Origin of the sequence: Microbulbifer sp. ARAS458-1 (assembly GCF_045348205.1) — a bacterium.
GTDB lineage: Bacteria > Pseudomonadota > Gammaproteobacteria > Pseudomonadales > Cellvibrionaceae > Microbulbifer.
The window spans coordinates 1,611,504-1,630,634 of sequence record NZ_CP155838.1 but is presented as its reverse complement, the minus strand read 5'-3'; the positions used below and the strand labels follow the sequence as shown (position 1 = coordinate 1,630,634).

Sequence of the window (19,131 nt, the reverse complement as noted above, 5' to 3'; positions counted from 1 at the left end):
TGCGACAAATCGAGGCTGTCATGGATACTGCGCAAAGCACGTGAAAGCCAACAGGAAGTTGGGCCCATTATCCGCAGTGGATCACTCACTGACATATGGCGCCAGTATCAGCGATAGGTCCTATCTCGCGTCAGCCTCAGTGACCAACTCACCATCGAGCGCGTTGAAGCAGTGTTGACGCAGTGAACATTCCGTAGAGCACCCTTCTTGGGGGTCGCAGCATCAAACCAGAATTATTTCCCCGCGAGCATATACCCCTTGCCCCATACCGTGCGCACGGTGAGTGACACATCGCTGCGCGCGTTAAGTTTTTTACGCAGGCGGCTCACGCGCCGATCGATGGTACGGTCCAGTCCGTCATAGGGGCGCCCGAGCGTGTGTGTGAACAGGTACTCACGAGATAAGGCCTGCTGCGGATGCACAGCGAGGGTCCACAACAATTCAAACTCACCGGAAGAAAAAGCCACCGGCGTATCTTTGATAAGGACGCGCCGGTTTTTCCGGTCGATGGTCAGGTTTTTAACCCGGATGGCACTGGCGACTTTTTGCGGGGATGCCTCCGGAAGGTATCTGCGCAGAATAGCGCGGATTCTGGCCAGCAAGATCCGCCGGTCGACGGGCCTTACAATAAAGTCATCCACCCCCAGCTCGAAGGCGCGCAACTGCGTATGGAGGCTGTCGAAGTCGGACATGGCCAACAGGGGACCGGGGAAAACCTGCCGAATTGACCTGACTCGCTCGAAATCATCCGGCGTATTTGCGCTGCTCAGGACAACGTCAAACACCTGATGTTCAAGGGTGCGAACGATGTCCTCCCCGCGCTCATCGTGCCAGACGCTGTACCCCTTCTCCTGCAGGCAGTCAAAAATCCGCCGCGCAAGGCGCTGATTGCTTTCGACCAATAGAATCCGATGAGCGCGCATATCCAATAACCCGAAACCTACAGGCTCAATGCCCACCGCCCCGGATTCTATCCAAACGGTTTATCGACCATTTTTCATTTCACGTCACGAACTATTCATTTCGCGACACATACAGTCTTGATGGCTACATACGCTCAAAGCGGGACAATTTAGGACAGATGGCACCTTCAGACCGTGATACTCATGTTGGCCCCTCCGTGTATCCCAATCGGGTCCATGGAGCCAATAACGATAAACAACCATTCATCGGGAGTACCACGTTGAAAGTTAAAACTCTTGCAACGGTCATCGCCTCCGCGATCTGCGCCAGCAGTGTGGCGGCGGCGGTCAGTAGCCACGCGCCCCCCGGCATGCAGCAAATTCGAGCCGAACAGCTCACGGAATTCACCCAGCCCTCCAACCGCACCTCTACCCCGCAACAGCAACAAAACCAACTGTTGCCACAGCAGCGCCGACCCGGCGGTGTGAATCAGCAGATCCGCCCGGCTTCCGGGGAAGACAAGTTCGCCCATGAACCGCCCCGCAGCGGCGAGGATGTCTATATCATCCGGCTGCAGGATCTCCCAGTAGCAACGTATGACGGCCGCGTCACAGGCTATGCCGCTACCGCCAGAAGCGCACTGCGTGCGGAAGCAGAACAGGGCCTGCTGGCACTGCCACGAGGGCCTCGTGGACTGCAGAGCGTTCAGCAGAGCCGCGCCGCCAGCTACAAAAACTATCTGATGGGCAAGCAGCAGGCCGTGGTACAGGAAGCGCGCGCACTGGGAATAAAACACTCCCCGCGCCTGCAGTTCACCGACGCCATCAATGGCTTCACCATGAAGATGACCCAGGCTCAGGCACAAGAGGTGGCCAAGCTGCCACAGGTGGCCTTTGTACAGCGTTCTGATGTACTGCAATTGCACACAGACCGCGGCCCGGAGTTTATCGGCGCAGACAACATCTGGAATGGCACCACCGCAACAAGCAGCCTGGCGCAGAAAGGCGAAGGCATGATCGTGGGTATCCTGGATACCGGTATCAACACCGACCACGTTTCTTTCGCCGACATTGGCGACGACGGTTACGATCACACCAACCCCTGGGGTGCAGGCAACTACGTGGGCGATTGTGCAACCGGTGCCGCCGCCTGTAACGACAAGCTGATCGGCGTGTGGAGCTGGCCGTTTATCACCGATACCTACGCGGGTGTGCGCCCTGCCAGTGGTGAAGACTACAACGGTCATGGCAGCCACACCGCCAGTACCGCAGCGGGTAACGTGGTGCACAATGTGCCCTACCTGGGTGGCACGCCGGGTGAAGGGGACGGTATCCCCACCGGCTTTGAATTCGAACAGGCGGCCGGTGTCGCCCCCCACGCAAATATTATTTCCTACCAGGTCTGCTTCCCGGATCAGCGCGGCTGTCCCAGTGAGGTAATGCTCAAGGCTATCGACCAGGCCATTGAAGACGGAGTGGACGTCATCAACTTCTCCATCGGTGGCGGTGACCGCTTCCCATGGGAAGACGCCACGGCCATGGCCTTCCTGTCTGCGCGCGAAGCGGGTATTTCCGTGGCGGCTTCCGCCGGCAACGCGGGTAAGGGTTTTCATACGCTGTCGCACACCGCACCCTGGTACACCGTGGTGGCCGCCAGTACCACTGACCGCGTAATGGACGTTACCGCCAATAGTATCGAGATGAGTGGCGGCGCCACTACACCGCCGTCGTTCTGGGTCAATGAGAGCGATCCGTCCAGCGACGACATCGCCGGTTTCTCTCAGGGCAGCGTCACCGGCACACCGGTACTCGCTGCGGATTTCGGCGATGAAATGTGCCTGAGCGAGTTTGCCGCCGATACCTTTACCAGCGATCAGATCGTGATCTGCAAGCGCGGCCAGAATGCCCGCGTGGACAAGGCGTTCAATGTACAGGCCGGCGGCGCCGGCGGCTTCATCCTGTACAACGATTCGTACGCCGGAATGACATTTGAAGAGACCCAAGTCTACGACGATATCTACCCGCTGCCAGGCTTGCATATCAAAAACTACCCGGGCACCAAGTTGGTGAACTGGGTAAACGATGGTGGCAGCGACCACAGCGTTACTATTACTGGTGGCAGTATTTCCCGCACTCTGAATGAAAGCGCCGGCGACATGCTCGCAGACTTCTCCTCCCGCGGCCCGGCTACCCACTTCACCGGCAGCCTGGCACCGCATATCAGCGCGCCGGGTGTAAATATTCTCGCCGCCTACGCTGACGAGCAACCGTTTACCGGTGGCCTCTCCAAAGACTGGACCATGATCAGTGGTACCTCCATGGCCAGCCCCCATGTTGCCGGTGCCATGGCCCTGGTACGCCAGGCACATCCGGACTGGACAGCCGCCGAAGTCCAGTCGGCGCTGCTGATGACCGCCGCACAGACGGTGCGCGAACCCATCGATGCGTATAACGACCCTCGTCCGGCGCACACCTACCGCGCCGGTAGCGGTCGTATAGACGTGGCCGCCGTCGTCGACGCCGGACTCGTAATGGACGAAACCGCAACCAACTTCGAAGTTGCCAACCCCAAAAATGGCGGCGATGTGAAGCAGTTGAACCTTCCACAACTGGTTGATAACAACTGCCGTCGCAACTGTTCCTGGATCCGCACCGTGCGCGCCACCCGCGACGGCAGCTGGACCGTGAGCAACGGCGACTGGACCTACGATGTGTGGAATTCGGGTGAGGGAGAAAGGCCTGTTCAGGGCGCAAAAATCGCCGCCTTCCCGTCGAGCTTCAGCTTAAAAGCGGGTGAGACCCAGACCATCGTATTCCGCGCTGATCTCACCGACGCACAGTGGGAATGGAACGGTGTGCTCGATGTCGAGGATCAGCCGGAAGTGGAGATGTGGAGTGAAGTGCGCCTCGAATCCACCGATAGCAGTATCCCCGATGCCCACTGGCCGGTTTCGATCAACTTCGACCGCGCTGGCCTGCCCAGCATGGTGAATGTTGAAGTTCATCGCGACAATGGCGGTTACCACGTGAAGGATCTGCCGCTGCCGGCGATGAACAGCATCGCCTACCGCGGCTATACCCCGGTAAAAGCCGAGGTCGAGGAAGTTACCCTGCCCCAGGATAACAACCACTACCCCATTTACATGGATGGAGACCACGGGCCGGGCCACACCCGCGTGACCATGCTCGAGGTCCCGGAAAATACTGCACGCCTCGTCGTTGAAGTACTGGAAAACATCAGTGGACCCGGCTGGAACGAGGCCAAGCGACGCTACCTGGACGGATGGGCCACCGTGTTCATCGGTCGCGATGCGGACGCCGATGGTGAAGTGGATATGGACACCGAACTACTGTGCGCCTCATCTACCCAGATCGAGCTCAACTACTGCAGCATCACCAATCCGGACGCGGGCAGCTACTGGGTAATGGTCGAAAACGTCCGCATGAAGGCCGCTGACAACACGGAGTACGAAGGCTTCGAACTGGTGGACACCTACAAGGTCGCCACCGCCATCGTGCCCGCCAATACGGGAGGCCTGCAGATCGACGGGCCGGCCAGCACCGACGGCAGCAAAGCGGTAGGTGTGGATCTGAGCTGGGCCCTGAGTGATTTCAGCGAAGGTGACGTTGCCTACTCCGGCTTCGATATCGGCACCGCCAATGCACCGGGTAATATCGGCTTTGTGCCAGTCAAACTGACCCGCGGCAAAGACGATGTCAGTATCGCCACCAGTCAGACTCAGGCCATCGGTGGCGATATTGTCGATGTCTCCGTGCACGTACTGGAAAATAATTCCGGTATCGACCGGGAAATTGATCTGATCGGCCAACTGCCGGAAGGCCTGACCCTGGTGGAAGGCTCGGTGCAGATCAACAATCCGCGCATGCGCGACAACCTCACCGTAGATGGCAACCTCATCCGCGTAAACAGCGTGCAGGAAAACTCCGGCGACTGGAAACCCGACTACCAAATCACCACCAGTGAAACCGACCAGATGTGCCGTACACCCAATTACGGCGGCACCAGCAACGGTGGCTTTATTGGCCTGTTCCAGAACTACGGTTTCATTCCAGAGCTCGGCGGTAATGCCACCGACTTTGTGAATCCGGAATTCCAGATTCAACTAAGCCGCTTCTGGGGTGAGAACGCGAGCATCAACCTGTTTAACAACAAGGAATACCGCTCCTATCCCTCGCTGGTGCTATCGCCCCAGGGCTACGTCGCGCTGGAAGCCCAGTACGATAGTGCTGCGCATATTGCGCATTGGGAATTCCCCTACTACTCCGCACCGTATACGCCGTTTATCGGCGCATTCTGGAGAGGTACGGTAAATTCTCAGAGCTGGTTCGGTGCTAACGTCGATGCACTTGGCACCCCTCTGAACCAGACGCAAAACAAGACCGAAGGTTCCGGTATCGCACTGGCCTGGGCCCAGGACCCGGAAAATAATATTGACGATATTATTATCGAGTGGGTAAACGCCCGCACCCAGAACCTCGATGTCGGCTGGTCTGGCGGCACCCTGAACAGCGAAAAGGCGGACCGTTACAATTTCAACCTGATCGTGCACAAAGGCTATCGCTATGGTGAGGGTGAATATGAATTCACCATGGCCTACGGCGATATGGATTTTGCCGGCGAGCCGGGTAGTGGTTCTATAGGTCTTCACGGTCACTACGGCCCGCTGGATGTACAGGGTTACCCGTTCTATTTCGGGCAGGAGGTCGGCAAGAGCTTCGCCTTCAACGACCTGGACACCAAACTGAAGAAAGATCTCGTGGTCTGCTACGATTACGTGGGCCCGGAATCCACCCAATTTGATCTCAGCTTCCAGGTGCGCGTGGCGGAGACCGCTGCCGGACAGGATCTGGACCTGGCCTTCGTCAGTGATATCGACGGCATGGCCCAGGAAGTGAAATCCCAGATCATTGTGGTGCCGGGCAACCTGACCCTGGTGGAGATCGCCGACCAGACCACTGCGGAAAATACCCCGGTGGAAGTTGAAGTGATCTATATCGATAAGGACCAGGCGCCAAACCTGATTTCCGTAAGCGGCGAACATATTTCCGCGACGGTTTCCGGTCACGCTTCCGGCTCCTTCATTACCATCACTCCGGAGGCCAACTGGTATGGTGAGACCGAAGTGACGGTAACAGTTGCCGACGAGCAGGTCCCAGCCGACAAGTCGAGCCAGTCGTTTATGATGTCGGTGGAGTCAGACGGCGAGGAACCGGGCTGTACCGATCTCAACGCCGACAACTATGATGAAAACGCCAATGTCGACGACGGCAGCTGTATCTATCCTGAGCCGGAGCCTCAGCCGGAACCAGAACCCAAGCCAGAAGAACCCAAGAAGAAACGGAAAGGCGGTTCCGCCGGTACTTTCCTGCTTGGTTTGCTGGCCCTGCTCGGGCTGGCTCGCCGCTTCCGCGCCACGCGCTAATCCCGTGGATCTAGCATCGATCAGATAGTGCTGAACACTTTTTCCGTTCAGCCCAATCGAGCCCCGGCCCCTGGCCGGAATACTGTTCACTTACCGTAGCTAAGGGCGAAGGTGCCGATACCGGGTTCGGTCTTGTGAGACCTTCACCGCCAGGGATGGCGGTGCAGAGCCCCCAGGGACGGGTTTACGGCGTGTCTCACAAGGCCGCACCCGGTAGCGGCGCCGCCACAAAATTACATAAGTGAACGGCATTGCGGCCCCTAACCGGGGCTTTTTTGTATAACGGCGGCACCACAAGTTTGAGCGATATATATGTGTGGCTATAAATATACGCTCGACACCTGATCTGGCTCCACATATTCCGCGTGGACCAGATAGCGCAGAGGCCCACCAGCGCGCATCGCGTTAAACGGATAACAGGTCACCAGCAGCAGGTCCGGCGCGGCAACGATGGGCAAGCGTTCTTTTTCGCTATCAACCACTTTTGCCCCATTGACCCGAAAGCTGTGCCAGCGTCCGGTTTGATCCTGAAGCTGGATCACATGGCCCGGCTGCAACTTGTCGAGATTTTTGAAGTGGGTATCCCGATGCGCCGCAATCACGGTCGTGCGCGGTGTCGAAAACTGCCCGGGTTCGCCCGCACCATCCAGTATACCGGGGCCAAACGCCAGCGCCTGTCCACTGGTACCGCGCAATACCACCAGCGGCTTCTCCTCACCCATTTTTAATTGTGCCACCGGCCAGGTATCCGCCCAGGGCCAGGGTTTTTGCACTTCCCCACTGGCCAACTGACGCTGCCACGCATCGCTGATCAGGTACTGAGCCAGCTCCGCCTTCGCCAGAATCCAGCCACTGTTCCCCAGCTGCCAGATACCGGCGCCAATCAATAGCACCGGCAACCAGTGTCGCAAAATTCGCAGCACCAACATCTCAAGCCTCCGCATAATCACGCTGAACACTGCGCAGCGGCGCTTCGCGGTATTTCAACGCAGTAACCGTCAGGCGTCGCGCCAGAAACTGATCGAGGCGAGTCCGGCAGCAACGCACATCCGGTATGCACCGACGCAGTATGCGGCGAGCAGCGCGCACCACTTGTGCGCGAACACGCAGCGCACCGCCCAGCCCCAGTAGCAGCAATGCCATCACCAACTGACCGTAAACGCCGGTCGCCGTTGAGGGATAGGTCATACGCTGCAGCACCTGTCCCTGCGCTACGGCGTTAGGCACACCGTGAGACTTCAAGCGCTCTGAAGCCGGACGCACGGGCGTTTCCTCCACCGCCACAAAGCTGGTGTAAGGGCTGGCCAGTTGATAGGCCAGCGCGAGGCCGATAATTTCCTGTCTGATCGGGTCTTCGGCTTTTTCGCCCTCACTGGTTAACGACGTCAGCGGGCCGCGCTGTTGCTGCTCATCACGCAGCGCGCCAATTTTCGAGCGCGCCCACAGGCTGCCAATTTCACGCCCGCCGCTATCGACCGCCAATTGGCCCAGAGAAATGGTGCGGGAAAATCGCTTGCCTGCCAGGCGGCCGCTAACCACGACTTCACCACTGGAAGGTTTACCCAGTTGCTGCCCTTCGACGCGCGCCACCAGCCGTACCGGTTCGCCGCGATACAGGTCCGGCAGCTGCTTTGGATAGGTTTCTACCTTGATGCCCTGCGGCCATTCCACCTGGAGATCGGTGACCAATGGATTTTCCAGCTTTTCAAACAGCTGGCCCATTTTGGTCTGCACTTCACCGAGATCGCCAATCTGCACAAAACTGCCGCGGCCAAACTCCGCAGCCTTGGTCATAAAGAAACTGTTGGGCGCGGAACCTATGCCTACGGTAAACAGGCGCACCTGACCAAGTCGCTGGCGCACAATTTCAAACAGCGCGCGCTCATTGCCTACAGCGCCATCGGTAATAAAAATGACCTGCCGCACCAGCTCGCCGGTCTGTTCGTCCAGCTGCTGGGAAAGTGCTTCCTTCAATGCCGGGGCCATTTCCGTACCGCCGGTAGCCTCCAGGGATTCCACCCAGTCCCGCGCTCGCTGAATATTGTCCGGCGTTGCGCTGACCGGGCGCGGATAAAAAGAGCGGTGGTGACTGTTGAATTCAATCACATTAAAGCGATCCGCAGCGTCAAGCCGAGACAGTGCCAACAACAGACTCTCCTTTGCCTGCCGAATGGAAACGCCGCTCATGGAACCTGAGGTGTCCACCACATAAACCACCTCACGCGGCAGTTTTTGTGTGGCCGCAGACTGGCGTGGAGGCAGCAGCAACAACTGGAGATATTGCGCGGAAGCACCTGCAGACTGCTCCGCAAACACTGCCGCAGATGGCATGGCGGATGTTTGTGGCCGCCAGTGCAGGGCAAAGTCCCGATCCATCGGAACGGAACCCTCTTTCAATTCAATTTGATACTGGTGGTCGCTCTGGCGACGAAAATTGACTTCATGGTAGGGACTGAAAATATCCGCCAGAGGCAGTCCCATACCGAGATCAATGGCAATGGACATTTGGTGGCTGCCGCGCGCTTGCAGCTCGGGCATGGTCACCATGGTGGGGGAAATCAGATCCGCATCAGGGACCTGATCGGTGGGCAGCGACCAGCCGTGCGCATTTAATGCCAAATCCTGTTGTGAGGCCAAAGGCGTGCCGGGCATATAGCGCGGGGTCAGTGTACTGGGCAGGCGCAGGCTGAACTGGCCGCCGTCAAAACGCAGGTTCTGTAAATAGCGGATTTCCACCGCCACCTTCTCACCCGGTGCAATATTCGCCACTCGGCTGGTAAACAGATTGGGGCGCTGCTGCTCCAAAAGGGCGGCGCGTTTGCCCTCCGCCTTCGCCTGCTTGTAGACCTTTTTCGCGGCTTCCCGTTCGCGCACCTTACCCACAATACGGCGCTCGCCGACGACGATTTCCATTCCGTTGACCGCGGCATTTTCCGGCAGCGGCAACACGTACACCGCTTCCTGCCAGTCGTTGCTGGTATTGGAAAAGGACTGCTGGATATGCACCTCGGCCACCAGCCCGCGCACGCGAATATCCACTTCGGTACCCAGGTGAATCGCCGGCACATACTGACCGGGCACATCGCCAGAAAACAGAAGGTCGCCGCTGCCGGCATCGTCCAGCGTTACCGGTTCGTATTCTGTATTCACACCCTCTGTTGCCTTGGCTCCCACCGCCGCGAGCAACACCGCAAGTGCGGTAACCACCAGCAACATCCAGCTGCCGGTGCGATTTTTGCGGTAGCGGCGCCGGTAGTATTCATCGGTGGGGAGAATCAGCAGATCGCGCTCAATGCGCGGCGGGTGGAAAAACGGTCGCTTCACGGGAGCCTCCAGATTGGTTGATGGAGGCATTAAACACAGGTAATCGGGCAGAGCCCGGGGTGAAATCGGGCGGACTGCGGGTCAAATATGGCGAAATGTGGCGGGGTGTATTTTAGTGCCGCATAAAAATAAAAAACCGGCGCGAAGGCCGGTTTCAAAATGACGAGTAGTCACGGGCTTCAGTCGATCAAACCGTACTGATCGCGCAGTACCTGAACGATCTCTGCCTTCGGGTTGTCGGAAATCACCAGCTTCGCGCCAATGATTTTCTCGGCGATACCCACGTAGGTATTGGAGACGTCCATCAGCATGGATTCCGGCAGCTCGTTATCCCGGGCGAGTGCGCTGCGCTCGTCCATGCGATCCTTGTTCAACAGGATATCCGGATCCGGGAAGTGGTTCAGCAGGGCCTGGCGGAAGCCCTCTTTGGAGTTTTCCACAACCTTGCCATTGCGGTACTCGGCGCCGTCCCAGATGCGGGAGGAATCCGGCGTGCCCACCTCGTCCATATAGATCAGCTTCTCATTGCCTTCGGCATCGGTCACGTAACCAAACTCGAACTTGGTGTCGACGAAAACCTGATCCAGCTTTTCCAACGCGGAGGAGATCACATCGAAACCTTCTTTCAGCAGTGTCTCGTAACGGTCGATGTCACCGGCGCAGTTGAAATTGAAGGCGGCAAAGTTTTCTTCGATGTTGTTGCGGGTGATGTTCACATCGTCCGCTTCCGGCACACCGGGGATGCCCTTGAGAATGCCTTTGGTGGACGGAGTGATCAGCAGCTCGGGGAGCTTCTGGTCTTTCTGCAGTCCATCGGGCAGCTGTATGCCACAGAACTCCCGCTCACCCGTGCTGTAGGCGCGCCACATGGAGCCGGTGATGTACTGGCGGGCGATGGCTTCGATCATCACCGGGCGGGCTTTCTGCACGATCCACACCGCCGGGTGCGGGATATCCAGAATATGGCTGTCCGCCAGGCCCTGCTCCTTGAACAGCTTGAACCAGTGGTTGGCCACCGCATTCAGTGCCGCACCCTTGCCGGGCACACCGCGCAGGCCATTTTCGCCCTTCCAGATGCAGTCGAACGCGGACATGCGATCGGAGATCACCATCACCGCCAGGGGCGCATCCGCCGCTACCGGGTAGCCTTTTTCTTTGATTAGGCGCGCGCTGTCGGCTTCGGTCAGCCAGTAGACCGAGCGGACCTTGCCGCTGTGCACGGGCTTGTCGGTGCGGATGGGGAGGTCGTTATTCACCGCCAGGACTTTGTCAGCAAGGCTCATGGGCTTTCCTATGCCGTAATACGGGTACAGACAGATAGTAGATAACAGCCCCGCGAAAGCGGGGCCGGAATTTCAGGCGCGGGATTCTAGCAAACCGCGGATTCTTGAAACAGTAATGAGCGCGCCGGTTTAGCGCTCTTCGCCACCGGTGGTGGCGGCTTCCCGCGCCCATTCCGCCTGGTGCTCACTGGTGGGCCAGGCGTTGAGAATGGCTTTGGCCAGGGTTGCCAGAGGGATGGCGAAGAAAACGCCCCAGAAGCCCCAGATACCACCAAATACCAGTACCGCGAGGATAATCGCCACCGGGTGCAGGTTGACCGCCTCGGAGAACAGGATAGGCACCAGCACGTTACCGTCCAGCAGCTGGATGATGCCGTAGGCGAACATCAACCAGAAAAACTCACTGCTCCAGCCCCACTGGAACAGGCCGATGGCCGCTACCGGGATGGTGACCACCGCCGCGCCGATATAGGGAATCAACACCGACAGTCCCACCGCCACCGCCAGCAGCAGGGCGTAATTCACGCCGAGCAGCAGGAAGGCCACATAACTCACCACCGCAACAATGGCGATCTCTATCACCTTGCCGCGCACGTAGTTGGCTACCTGGTCGTTCATCTCGTACCAGATCTGACGCAGCATCGGGCGCTGGTGTGGCAGAAAAGAGGCGCACCAGCGCAGCAGCTTGTTGGAGTCCTTAAGAAAGAAAAATACCAGAATCGGCACCACCACCAGGTAGATCAGCACCGCCGCCAGTACCGGGATATTCGCAAGGGAAAAGGTCAGCACTGTCTGGCCAAAATTGCCCAGCTCGCTCCCGATCGTGCTGAAGATCTCGTCAATCTGCTCGGCGGTAACCAGGCGCGGGTACTGTTCCGGCAGCAGGATCAGCAGGTCCTGACCACTGGCAATCATATTCGGAAGCTCGGCGAACAGGCGCGCGGTCTGGCGCCAGATAATCGGCATCACCACAAACAACAGGCCGACGATGGTGCCCACCAGCACCAGGCAGGCAATGGTCACCGACAGCCAGTGCGGAACCTTCCACGACTCCAGCCGCTGCACCATGCCCTGCATCAGGAAGGCGATCACCAGTGCCGCAAGCACCGGTGCCAGCACACCACCCAGTGTGGCAAGGACAATCATGGCCGCCAGCAACAGCAGTACCAGCAGTACCACCTCTTCCTGACCGAAATAGCGATTTACCCACCCCTTTACAATCGCATACATAAAAGCTGTTCTCTCGAGACTCCGATTGAAGTGTGTTCGGTTATTTGATGACACAGCGTGGGGCGCCAACGCCCCAGCCGCATGACCGGCGATTCAGCGCATTAAATCTGCTGCAACCAGAAGTGGAAAGCCTCGCCGTCCGTTTCGACACGCGCCAAAGGTACACCACTCAGGTCGCAAAAGCTGCGAATATCCCGCTGGGATACAGGATCTGTGGCGATCAGGTGCAGCAGTTCCCCCGGCGCCAATTGCTTGAGTGCTCGCCGCATGGCGAGCAGCGGCTGCGGGCAAGGAAGCCCACTGGCATCTACCCTTAAGGCATCCTCCCAATGGACATCCTGGCGTTGTGCGGCCTGTTGTGTGGTCGTGGTCATAAAAATGCGGTAAAGAACCGTTAATGCCGCGAATTATACCGGCCGCGTCTGGTCAATGGGTCATGAGGCAGAAGCTTTTGCCCCAGAATTGATCAAAACCTCGACAGTCTCACAGGGTTACGTATAGTGTTAGCCGTAGGAAACCCGGCAGGCGCAGTTAGATTATGACCGAGAACCTCACAGCATTCCGACACCGAATCCGCTTCGGCTGCGCGCGCCTGCGCCGGCGCGCGCGCGGCTTCGCCACCAGCCTGGCTACCGGCCTGTTATTGACCGCCGCGCCTATCGCGGCCACGGCGCAAGACGACCACCATATCCAGCTGCCCATGCTGGGCGACTCCAGCAGTGGCCTGGTATCCCGTGCACGCGAGAAGGAGCTGGGCAGCATGTGGCTGCGGATGTTCCGCAGCCAGGTGCGCACCTCCAGCGACGCCCTGCTCCAGCAGTATGTGGAAAACTCGCTCAAATCACTGGCGGAGTACAGCCCGCTGGAAGACAAATCCCTGGATGTGGTGGTGGTCAACAACGACACCATGAACGCCTTCGCCGTACCCGGCGGTGTGGTCGGTGTACACACCGGCCTGTTTCTGTTTGCCGAGAACGAAGATCAGTTCGCCTCAGTGCTTGCCCACGAACTGGCGCACTTGAGCCAGCGCCACTACGCGCGCTCTCTTGAGGCCCAACGCAACAGCACCCTGCCCACCCTCGCCGGTATGCTCGGCGCCCTGGTACTCGCGGCCACCGCCGGCGGTGATGCGGGACTCGCCGCAATGACAGCCACCCAGGCGGCTGCCCTCGACAATCAACTGCGTTTTTCCCGCCAGAACGAACAGGAAGCCGACCGGGTGGGCATCGAAACCCTGGCCAAGGCCGGGATGGACCCACAGGCCGCCGGTGAAATGTTCGAGCAGATGCTCAAGGCCACCCGCTACTACCGCCGCCCGCCGGAATTCCTGCTGACGCACCCGGTGACGGAAAAGCGGATTGCCGACGCCAAGCTGCGCGCCAACCGCATGGAAAAAGTGCCCCTGCGGGACAGCCGCGAATACCATCTGATGCGCGCCCGCATCCGTGTCGCCGCCGAGGCCACCCCGCAGCAGGCGGTCAAACGCTTCCAGGCGGAATTGCGCGGCATCAACGACAACGAAGACGCCGCCCGCTACGGCCTGGCCCTGGCCCAGGCCGCCGCCGGCAAACCCGACTCCGCCATCGACACCCTGCAGCCACTGCTGGACAAAGAGCCCGATAAGGATGCTTTTATTCTGGCCCGCGCGGATATCGACCTGGCACGCCAGGATTACACCAGCGCCACCAGTCGGCTGCAAAAAGCGGTAAATGAAAGCCCGAAAAACCATGCGCTGATCATGGGCCTGGCTAACGCTCACTTTAAAGCGGGCAACTACCTGGCAGCGGAACGGATACTGAAAAAGCACAGCCGTGTGCGCCGCAAGGATCCAGCGGTGTGGTATTTACTGGCGGAGACCCACGGTCTCGCTGGGGATATCGTGGGTGTGCACGAGGCGCGCGCGGAGTATTACATACTCAATGGCGTGTTCGACAAGGCACTGCAGCACCTGCGCCACGGGGTGCGCCTGGCGAAAAACGATTACCAGACCCACGCGATTCTGGAACAGCGCATGAAAGATGTGATCAAGATGCAGGAGAAAGCTAAGGAGCTTTAAGTTCGAAGCTCAATAGTTTTGACTGAAGGCAGAGTGGCGGGGATCTGTTTTTGAAAGCGTCGGCGACAGGGACGTCGCCGACGCAGCGTACATGGATGTATTCACAGCGGTTTCAAAAACAGATACCCGGTGCTTTGCCGCCACCGGACCAGCTTTAAAACCACCAGGCAAGCCTCAATCCAGGGGCTTGCGGAAATCCAGCATCCGCTGCAGCGGAATCATCGCCCGCTTGCCCAGCTCCGGATCCACAAAGATTTCGTTATCGCCGCGCTCCAGTACACCACACAGATTCTCAAGCGAGTTCATCGCCATCCACGGGCAATTTGCACAGCTGCGGCAGGTGGCACCGGAGCCCGCGGTCGGCGCGATGATCAGCTCCTTGTCCGGACACTGCTGCTGCATTTTGTAGAAAATGCCCTGGTCGGTGGCGACGATAAACTGTTTGTTGGGACGGGTTTTCGCGGCGTTGATGATCTGCGAGGTGGAACCCACTACATCCGCCAATTCAACCACGGCCGCCGGGGATTCCGGGTGTACCAGCACCAGCGCTTCCGGGTACATGGCTTTCAGATCTGCAACGCCCTTCGCCTTGAATTCCTCATGCACGATACAGGCAGCATCCCACAACAACACGTCGGCACCGGTCTGCTTTTGCACGTAACTGCCGAGATGTTTGTCCGGTGCCCACAGAATTTTTTCGCCCTGACTATCCAGGTGATCGACCACGTCCAGCGCGATACTCGAGGTCACTACCCAGTCGGCACGGGCTTTTACCGCCGCCGAGGTATTCGCGTACACCACCACGGTGCGATCAGGGTGCTGGTCGCAAAACGCGGAAAATTCATCGATCGGGCAGCCGAGATCCAGCGAGCAGGTCGCCTCCAGAGTCGGCATCAGTACACGCTTGTTCGGAGTCAGGATCTTAGCGGTCTCTCCCATAAACTTTACCCCGGCAACGATCAGGGTATCCGCCTGGTGCTGGGCGCCAAAACGGGCCATTTCCAGAGAGTCCGAAACGCAGCCCCCCGTCTCTTCCGCCAGAGCCTGAATCAGCGGGTCGGTATAGTAATGTGCAACCAGTACCGCATTCTGCTCCTTCAGCAGGCGCTTGATTCGCTCGCGCCAAAGGTCCAGCTCTTCCGCACTGTATTCATGTGCAGCCGGGTGCGTCAGGTGATCCTGCACAAAATCACGGGCATCAATCGCGTTGGGGGCCGGGGCATTGGAAGCAATTTTCTCGCTGCTGTCTGTCATAGTTTTTTACGTGGGTTAGTACGTGGAGTATCTGCGTAAGTTTTCAGGTTGCTCACGGGAAGGCCGGCATTATACCGGTCCAGAATCAATTCGCCGATCTTCGCGCCACAACCGCCACTCCTGCTTTCGTTTCACAAGTATTTTAGGGTGGCGCAGAAGCGGGTACGACGGCGTGATACAGCGCGCGGACGTATAGAGATCAGCTGAGGGGACTTAAGGAAATGGTGGGTCGTGCTGGACTCGAACCAGCGACCAATTGGTTAAAAGCCAACTGCTCTACCAACTGAGCTAACGACCCTTAAGACTGCCCATCACTCATGGAGTAAGGCAAAACTGCTTGTATATAAATAACCCGTACTTGCTACGAGCCTTATAATAAGCACCGGCTCGACAGCGAATCGGAGTACCGGCACAGGAGGGAAGATGGTGGGTCGTGCTGGATTCGAACCAGCGACCAATTGGTTAAAAGCCAACTGCTCTACCAACTGAGCTAACGACCCTTGACCCCTCTACCTGAGGAGCTGCGTATCTTACGGATCTAATTCGAAAACACAAGTCCCGGTTACAAAAAAATTTCTAGCAAATATAAGGGCTTAGATCCCCCGTTGCCGCCAACTGAGGCACCCGCGCCTTCCGCGAAAATCCACCAGTTCAGGCGTAGACCGTGGGATCCGCCAGGCCTGCCTCGGCAAATCCGGCCGCGCGCAGGCGACAGCTGTCACAACGCCCGCAGGCCGCACCATTCGGTAGTGCCTGATAACAGCTTACCGTCAGGCTGTAATCCACACCCAACTCACTCCCACGCTTGACGATATCCGCCTTGCTCATCTTCATCAGCGGTGCATGGATGCTCAGCCTATTGCCCTCGACCCCGGCGCGGGTGGCCAGATTGGCCATTTTCTCAAAGGCATCGATGTAATCTGGGCGACAATCCGGATACCCAGAGTAGTCAACCGCATTCACACCCACAAAAATATCCTGCGCTCCCAGCACTTCCGCCCAACCAAGGGCAATTGACAGGAACACAGTATTGCGGGCCGGCACATAGGTAACGGGAATACCGGAAGTCTCTTCTTCCGGCACATCGATACTATCGTCAGTTAACGCGGAGCCACCTATGACTCGCAGGTCCAGCTTCACAACCTTGTGCTCGCGGGCGTCCAGATCGGCGGCTACACGCTGGGCAGCCATCAATTCGGCGCTGTGGCGCTGGCCGTAATCAAACCCCAGGGCAAAACACTCGTAGCCCTCTGCCCGGGCCATGGCCAGGACGGTGGCGGAATCCAGACCGCCGGAGAGTAGTACGACTGCTTTTTTGCTGCTCATAGTTCTGCCAATTGGGTTCGGTTTAATAGGGAAGAAGTTGAAACAGGAATCAAACGCCCGGGATATCGCCCCACAGCAGCTTGTGAAGCTGCATCTGCATACGCACCGGCAGCCCGTCCTCCAAAATCCACTCCGCCAGCTGGCGCGGGGCCAGCTGTTCGTAACTGGGGGAGAAAAGCACTTCGCCCACGCGCTCGGCAAGCTGGTACTGGTCCAGGGTAAAGCGCGCCCAGTCGTAATCGCCACGATCACAGATCACAAACTTGATCTGGTCCTTTCGGCCCAGCAACGGGATGTTTTCCATGCGGTTTCGCCCCTGCTCGCCCGAGGCCGGTGTCTTGAGGTCGACCACACGAGATACCCGCTCATCCACTAGATCCACCGGCATGGCGCCACTGGTTTCCAGGGAAACCTGGTAGCCGGCATTGCACAGGGCTTCCATCAGCGGGATGCAGTTGGGCTGCGCAAGTGGCTCGCCACCGGTAACACACACATGGCGCGCCGGATAAGACTGCACTTTTTGCAAGATCTCGGCCAGCGTCATGCGCTCGCCACCGTAAAAGGCGTACTCAGAGTCACAGTAGGTACAGCGCAATGGACAGCCGGTCAGACGCACGAACACCGTGAGCAGACCGCTATCCCGGGCCTCCCCCTGCAGCGAATAGAAAAGCTCACTGATACGCAGAGACTCTGCGGTCAGGTCCACAGCTTTTTCACTTCGGCTTAATTCAGTCTTCAACTCGGCCATATACCGCTCAGATCGTAAAACTTGTCCGGACAGGCGATAACGCGCGCGCCGGCACAAACAAAAACGCCCGGAGGGTTAGTACCCTCCGGGCGCGGGATCATAGAGTTTTTTTGATCACAAAACCAGCACCGCTGGTTTAACCTCCCTCTGCCGGCGAGGTGTCAGGCCACAGAGAAAGCGGCCTTAGAAATTTTCTTTGAGGTACTGCTTCGCCAGATTGGAGGCGCGCTGATCGCTCGCTGCCACCTGCTCCAGCAACTCCTTGGCTTTCGCATTGTCGCCCAGCTGGTGATATACGGTACCGAGCTTATAGCGGCCATCCCATACTTTGCTTGAGTTGGGGTAACCGTCCAGAAGCGCCACAAACCAGGTGCGGGCCTCTTCTATATTCCCCTGCACCAGAGCGATTTCACCCAGCCAGTAGTTGGCATTCGGGGCGTATTGCCCGTTCGGATAATCCTCCAGCAGACTCTTGAACGCTTTACTGGCCCCTGCGTAATCACCATTGCGGGCAAGGCCGAAACTCGCCTGGTAGCGGTCGCGCTCACTTTCGCTCGCCTCTGGGGCTGAACCACCGCCAGCGGTTGGGGCAGGCCCGCTGCTTGACGCACTGGTACCGGATTCACTCCCGGATGGCGCACCATCCGCCGGCGCTGCACCGTCGAGCTTGGATATACGGCGGTCAAGGTTCATGTAGTCTTCGGTGCGCTGCTGGCGCAACCGCTTGACCTCGTGCCTGAGCTCCTCCACCGCGCCACGCAATTCCTGAACTTCCTGCTGCAGTACCTGCATCTGGTAGTAGGCATCCGCCTGCGGGTTCGCCTGCAGGTTACCTGCCGAGGTATTGGTACGTGCCGCCAGCTGTGGATAACTGGGGGGAGGAGGGGTTGCAGTGCCCTGGTTGACGGAGCTGCCACTGGACAGATCCACCACCGGCGCCTGCGCGAATACGGACGAAGCCGCAGCCAAACTGGCTGCGGCTATCGCGATACTTCTAATCAAAAAAGACAATTGCATGCTTCTAGATTAGTTGATTACCACGCGACGGTTCATTGCACGTGCGCTCTCGCTGGAACCTTCCTGAGCCGGGCGCTCTTCACCGTAGCTGATCACTTCCAGGTTGGCAGCGTTTACGCCTTGAAGTACCAGGAAGTCGCGAACCGCGTTGGCGCGACGCTCACCCAGTGCCAGGTTGTATTCACGGGTACCCAGCTCGTCAGCGTGGCCTTCCAGGCGAACGGTGCCAGCGGCGCCGCGCATACGGTCAGCGTGCTTGATCAGCAGCTCACGGGTGGAAGGCTTCAACAGGCTCTGGTCGAAGTCGAAGTAAACGACGTTGTCCAGCGGAACTGCGGTTTCGGTAGCAGTGGTGTCTTCAACCACAGGAGGTGGGGTCTGATCAACTACTTGCTGGTTCGCGCTATCGTCGGTATCGGTGCTGGAACAACCGGCCATTACTGCCAGTACACACGCCAGGCCCAAGCCGGTTTTTACTGATTTGAACATAAACAACTCCGCTTTAGTGTTATCGAGAAATCCTGTAAGGGGTAAAACCCAGGATTAA

General features: G+C 58.4%; 13 protein-coding genes and 2 tRNA genes. 2 read left to right on the top strand and 13 right to left on the bottom strand.

What is annotated here, in order from left to right; all coding sequences use genetic code 11:
* Nucleotides 1-233 precede the first annotated feature (233 nt).
* Entirely contained in the window at nucleotides 234-923 is a 690-nt protein-coding gene (locus tag AAFH99_RS06655) for a response regulator transcription factor (protein WP_406829006.1), read from the bottom strand.
* A gap of 260 nt (nucleotides 924-1,183) precedes the next feature.
* Between AAFH99_RS06655 and AAFH99_RS06650 the strand changes: the two genes are divergently transcribed.
* On the top strand, nucleotides 1,184-6,346 hold the full coding sequence (locus AAFH99_RS06650) for a S8 family serine peptidase (protein WP_406829005.1): 5,163 nt from the start codon (nucleotides 1,184-1,186) through the stop codon (nucleotides 6,344-6,346).
* 320 nt (nucleotides 6,347-6,666) lie between these two features.
* Here AAFH99_RS06650 and AAFH99_RS06645 read toward each other — a convergent pair whose 3' ends face one another.
* The 5 genes from AAFH99_RS06645 to AAFH99_RS06625 all read right to left on the bottom strand — a co-directional run bounded on the left by AAFH99_RS06645 (nucleotide 6,667) and on the right by AAFH99_RS06625 (nucleotide 12,557).
* Nucleotides 6,667-7,275 (bottom strand): class GN sortase, encoded by a 609-nt coding sequence (locus AAFH99_RS06645; protein ID WP_406829004.1) that lies wholly within the window; start codon nucleotides 7,273-7,275, stop codon nucleotides 6,667-6,669.
* Nucleotide 7,276: 1 nt separating this feature from the next.
* Nucleotides 7,277-9,670 carry a marine proteobacterial sortase target protein gene (locus AAFH99_RS06640; protein WP_406829003.1) on the bottom strand — a complete coding sequence of 798 codons (2,394 nt, stop codon included), beginning with the start codon at nucleotides 9,668-9,670 and terminating at the stop codon, nucleotides 7,277-7,279.
* A 179-nt stretch (nucleotides 9,671-9,849) separates the two neighbouring features.
* Nucleotides 9,850-10,953 carry a phosphoribosylaminoimidazolesuccinocarboxamide synthase gene (locus AAFH99_RS06635; protein ID WP_406829002.1) on the bottom strand — a complete coding sequence of 368 codons (1,104 nt, stop codon included), beginning with the start codon at nucleotides 10,951-10,953 and terminating at the stop codon, nucleotides 9,850-9,852.
* Between the two features lie 129 nt (nucleotides 10,954-11,082).
* Entirely contained in the window at nucleotides 11,083-12,183 is a 1,101-nt protein-coding gene (locus tag AAFH99_RS06630; RefSeq protein WP_043317579.1) for an AI-2E family transporter, read from the bottom strand.
* 101 nt (nucleotides 12,184-12,284) lie between these two features.
* On the bottom strand, nucleotides 12,285-12,557 hold the full coding sequence (locus AAFH99_RS06625) for a sulfurtransferase TusA family protein (protein ID WP_406829001.1): 273 nt from the start codon (nucleotides 12,555-12,557) through the stop codon (nucleotides 12,285-12,287).
* Between the two features lie 164 nt (nucleotides 12,558-12,721).
* On the opposite strand from AAFH99_RS06625, the gene AAFH99_RS06620 reads away from it, so the two are divergent.
* Nucleotides 12,722-14,239, top strand: a complete 1,518-nt coding sequence (locus AAFH99_RS06620; protein WP_406829000.1) for a M48 family metalloprotease — start codon at nucleotides 12,722-12,724, stop codon at nucleotides 14,237-14,239.
* A 174-nt stretch (nucleotides 14,240-14,413) separates the two neighbouring features.
* Here the strand turns inward: AAFH99_RS06620 and nadA are convergent, their stop codons facing one another.
* The 7 genes from nadA to AAFH99_RS06585 form a co-directional block, all read right to left on the bottom strand.
* The gene (gene nadA, locus AAFH99_RS06615; protein ID WP_043317583.1) at nucleotides 14,414-15,493 is read right to left on the bottom strand and encodes a quinolinate synthase NadA; all 1,080 of its coding nucleotides are present in this window, start codon (nucleotides 15,491-15,493) and stop codon (nucleotides 14,414-14,416) included.
* Between the two features lie 222 nt (nucleotides 15,494-15,715).
* Nucleotides 15,716-15,791: transfer RNA gene (locus AAFH99_RS06610), tRNA-Lys, on the bottom strand.
* A gap of 126 nt (nucleotides 15,792-15,917) precedes the next feature.
* Nucleotides 15,918-15,993: transfer RNA gene (locus tag AAFH99_RS06605), tRNA-Lys, on the bottom strand.
* Nucleotides 15,994-16,144: 151 nt separating this feature from the next.
* Nucleotides 16,145-16,819: a 7-cyano-7-deazaguanine synthase QueC gene (queC, locus tag AAFH99_RS06600; protein ID WP_043317585.1), complete on the bottom strand. Its 675-nt coding sequence runs from the start codon at nucleotides 16,817-16,819 to the stop codon at nucleotides 16,145-16,147.
* Nucleotides 16,820-16,868: 49 nt separating this feature from the next.
* Complete coding sequence (gene queE / locus AAFH99_RS06595; protein WP_081847981.1) at nucleotides 16,869-17,567, bottom strand: 7-carboxy-7-deazaguanine synthase QueE; 699 nt, start codon at nucleotides 17,565-17,567, stop codon at nucleotides 16,869-16,871.
* A gap of 183 nt (nucleotides 17,568-17,750) precedes the next feature.
* Nucleotides 17,751-18,578, bottom strand: coding sequence for a tol-pal system protein YbgF (gene ybgF / locus AAFH99_RS06590; protein WP_231491673.1), 828 nt, complete (start codon nucleotides 18,576-18,578; stop codon nucleotides 17,751-17,753).
* A gap of 15 nt (nucleotides 18,579-18,593) precedes the next feature.
* Complete coding sequence (locus tag AAFH99_RS06585; RefSeq protein ID WP_043317587.1) at nucleotides 18,594-19,073, bottom strand: OmpA family protein; 480 nt, start codon at nucleotides 19,071-19,073, stop codon at nucleotides 18,594-18,596.
* Nucleotides 19,074-19,131: the final 58 nt, after the last annotated feature.

Bases quoted from the DNA above. Each gene is read 5' to 3' on its own strand.
- AAFH99_RS06655 (WP_406829006.1), bottom strand. From the start codon at position 923: ATGCGCGCTCATCGGATTCTATTGGTCGAAAGCAATCAGCGCCTTGCG.
- AAFH99_RS06645 (WP_406829004.1), bottom strand. From the start codon at position 7,275: ATGTTGGTGCTGCGAATTTTGCGACACTGGTTGCCGGTGCTATTGATT.
- AAFH99_RS06635 (WP_406829002.1), bottom strand. From the start codon at position 10,953: ATGAGCCTTGCTGACAAAGTCCTGGCGGTGAATAACGACCTCCCCATC.
- AAFH99_RS06630 (WP_043317579.1), bottom strand. From the start codon at position 12,183: ATGTATGCGATTGTAAAGGGGTGGGTAAATCGCTATTTCGGTCAGGAA.
- AAFH99_RS06625 (WP_406829001.1), bottom strand. From the start codon at position 12,557: ATGACCACGACCACACAACAGGCCGCACAACGCCAGGATGTCCATTGG.
- AAFH99_RS06620 (WP_406829000.1), top strand. From the start codon at position 12,722: ATGACCGAGAACCTCACAGCATTCCGACACCGAATCCGCTTCGGCTGC.
- nadA (WP_043317583.1), bottom strand. From the start codon at position 15,493: ATGACAGACAGCAGCGAGAAAATTGCTTCCAATGCCCCGGCCCCCAAC.
- queC (WP_043317585.1), bottom strand. From the start codon at position 16,819: ATGAGCAGCAAAAAAGCAGTCGTACTACTCTCCGGCGGTCTGGATTCC.
- queE (WP_081847981.1), bottom strand. From the start codon at position 17,567: ATGGCCGAGTTGAAGACTGAATTAAGCCGAAGTGAAAAAGCTGTGGAC.
- AAFH99_RS06585 (WP_043317587.1), bottom strand. From the start codon at position 19,073: ATGTTCAAATCAGTAAAAACCGGCTTGGGCCTGGCGTGTGTACTGGCA.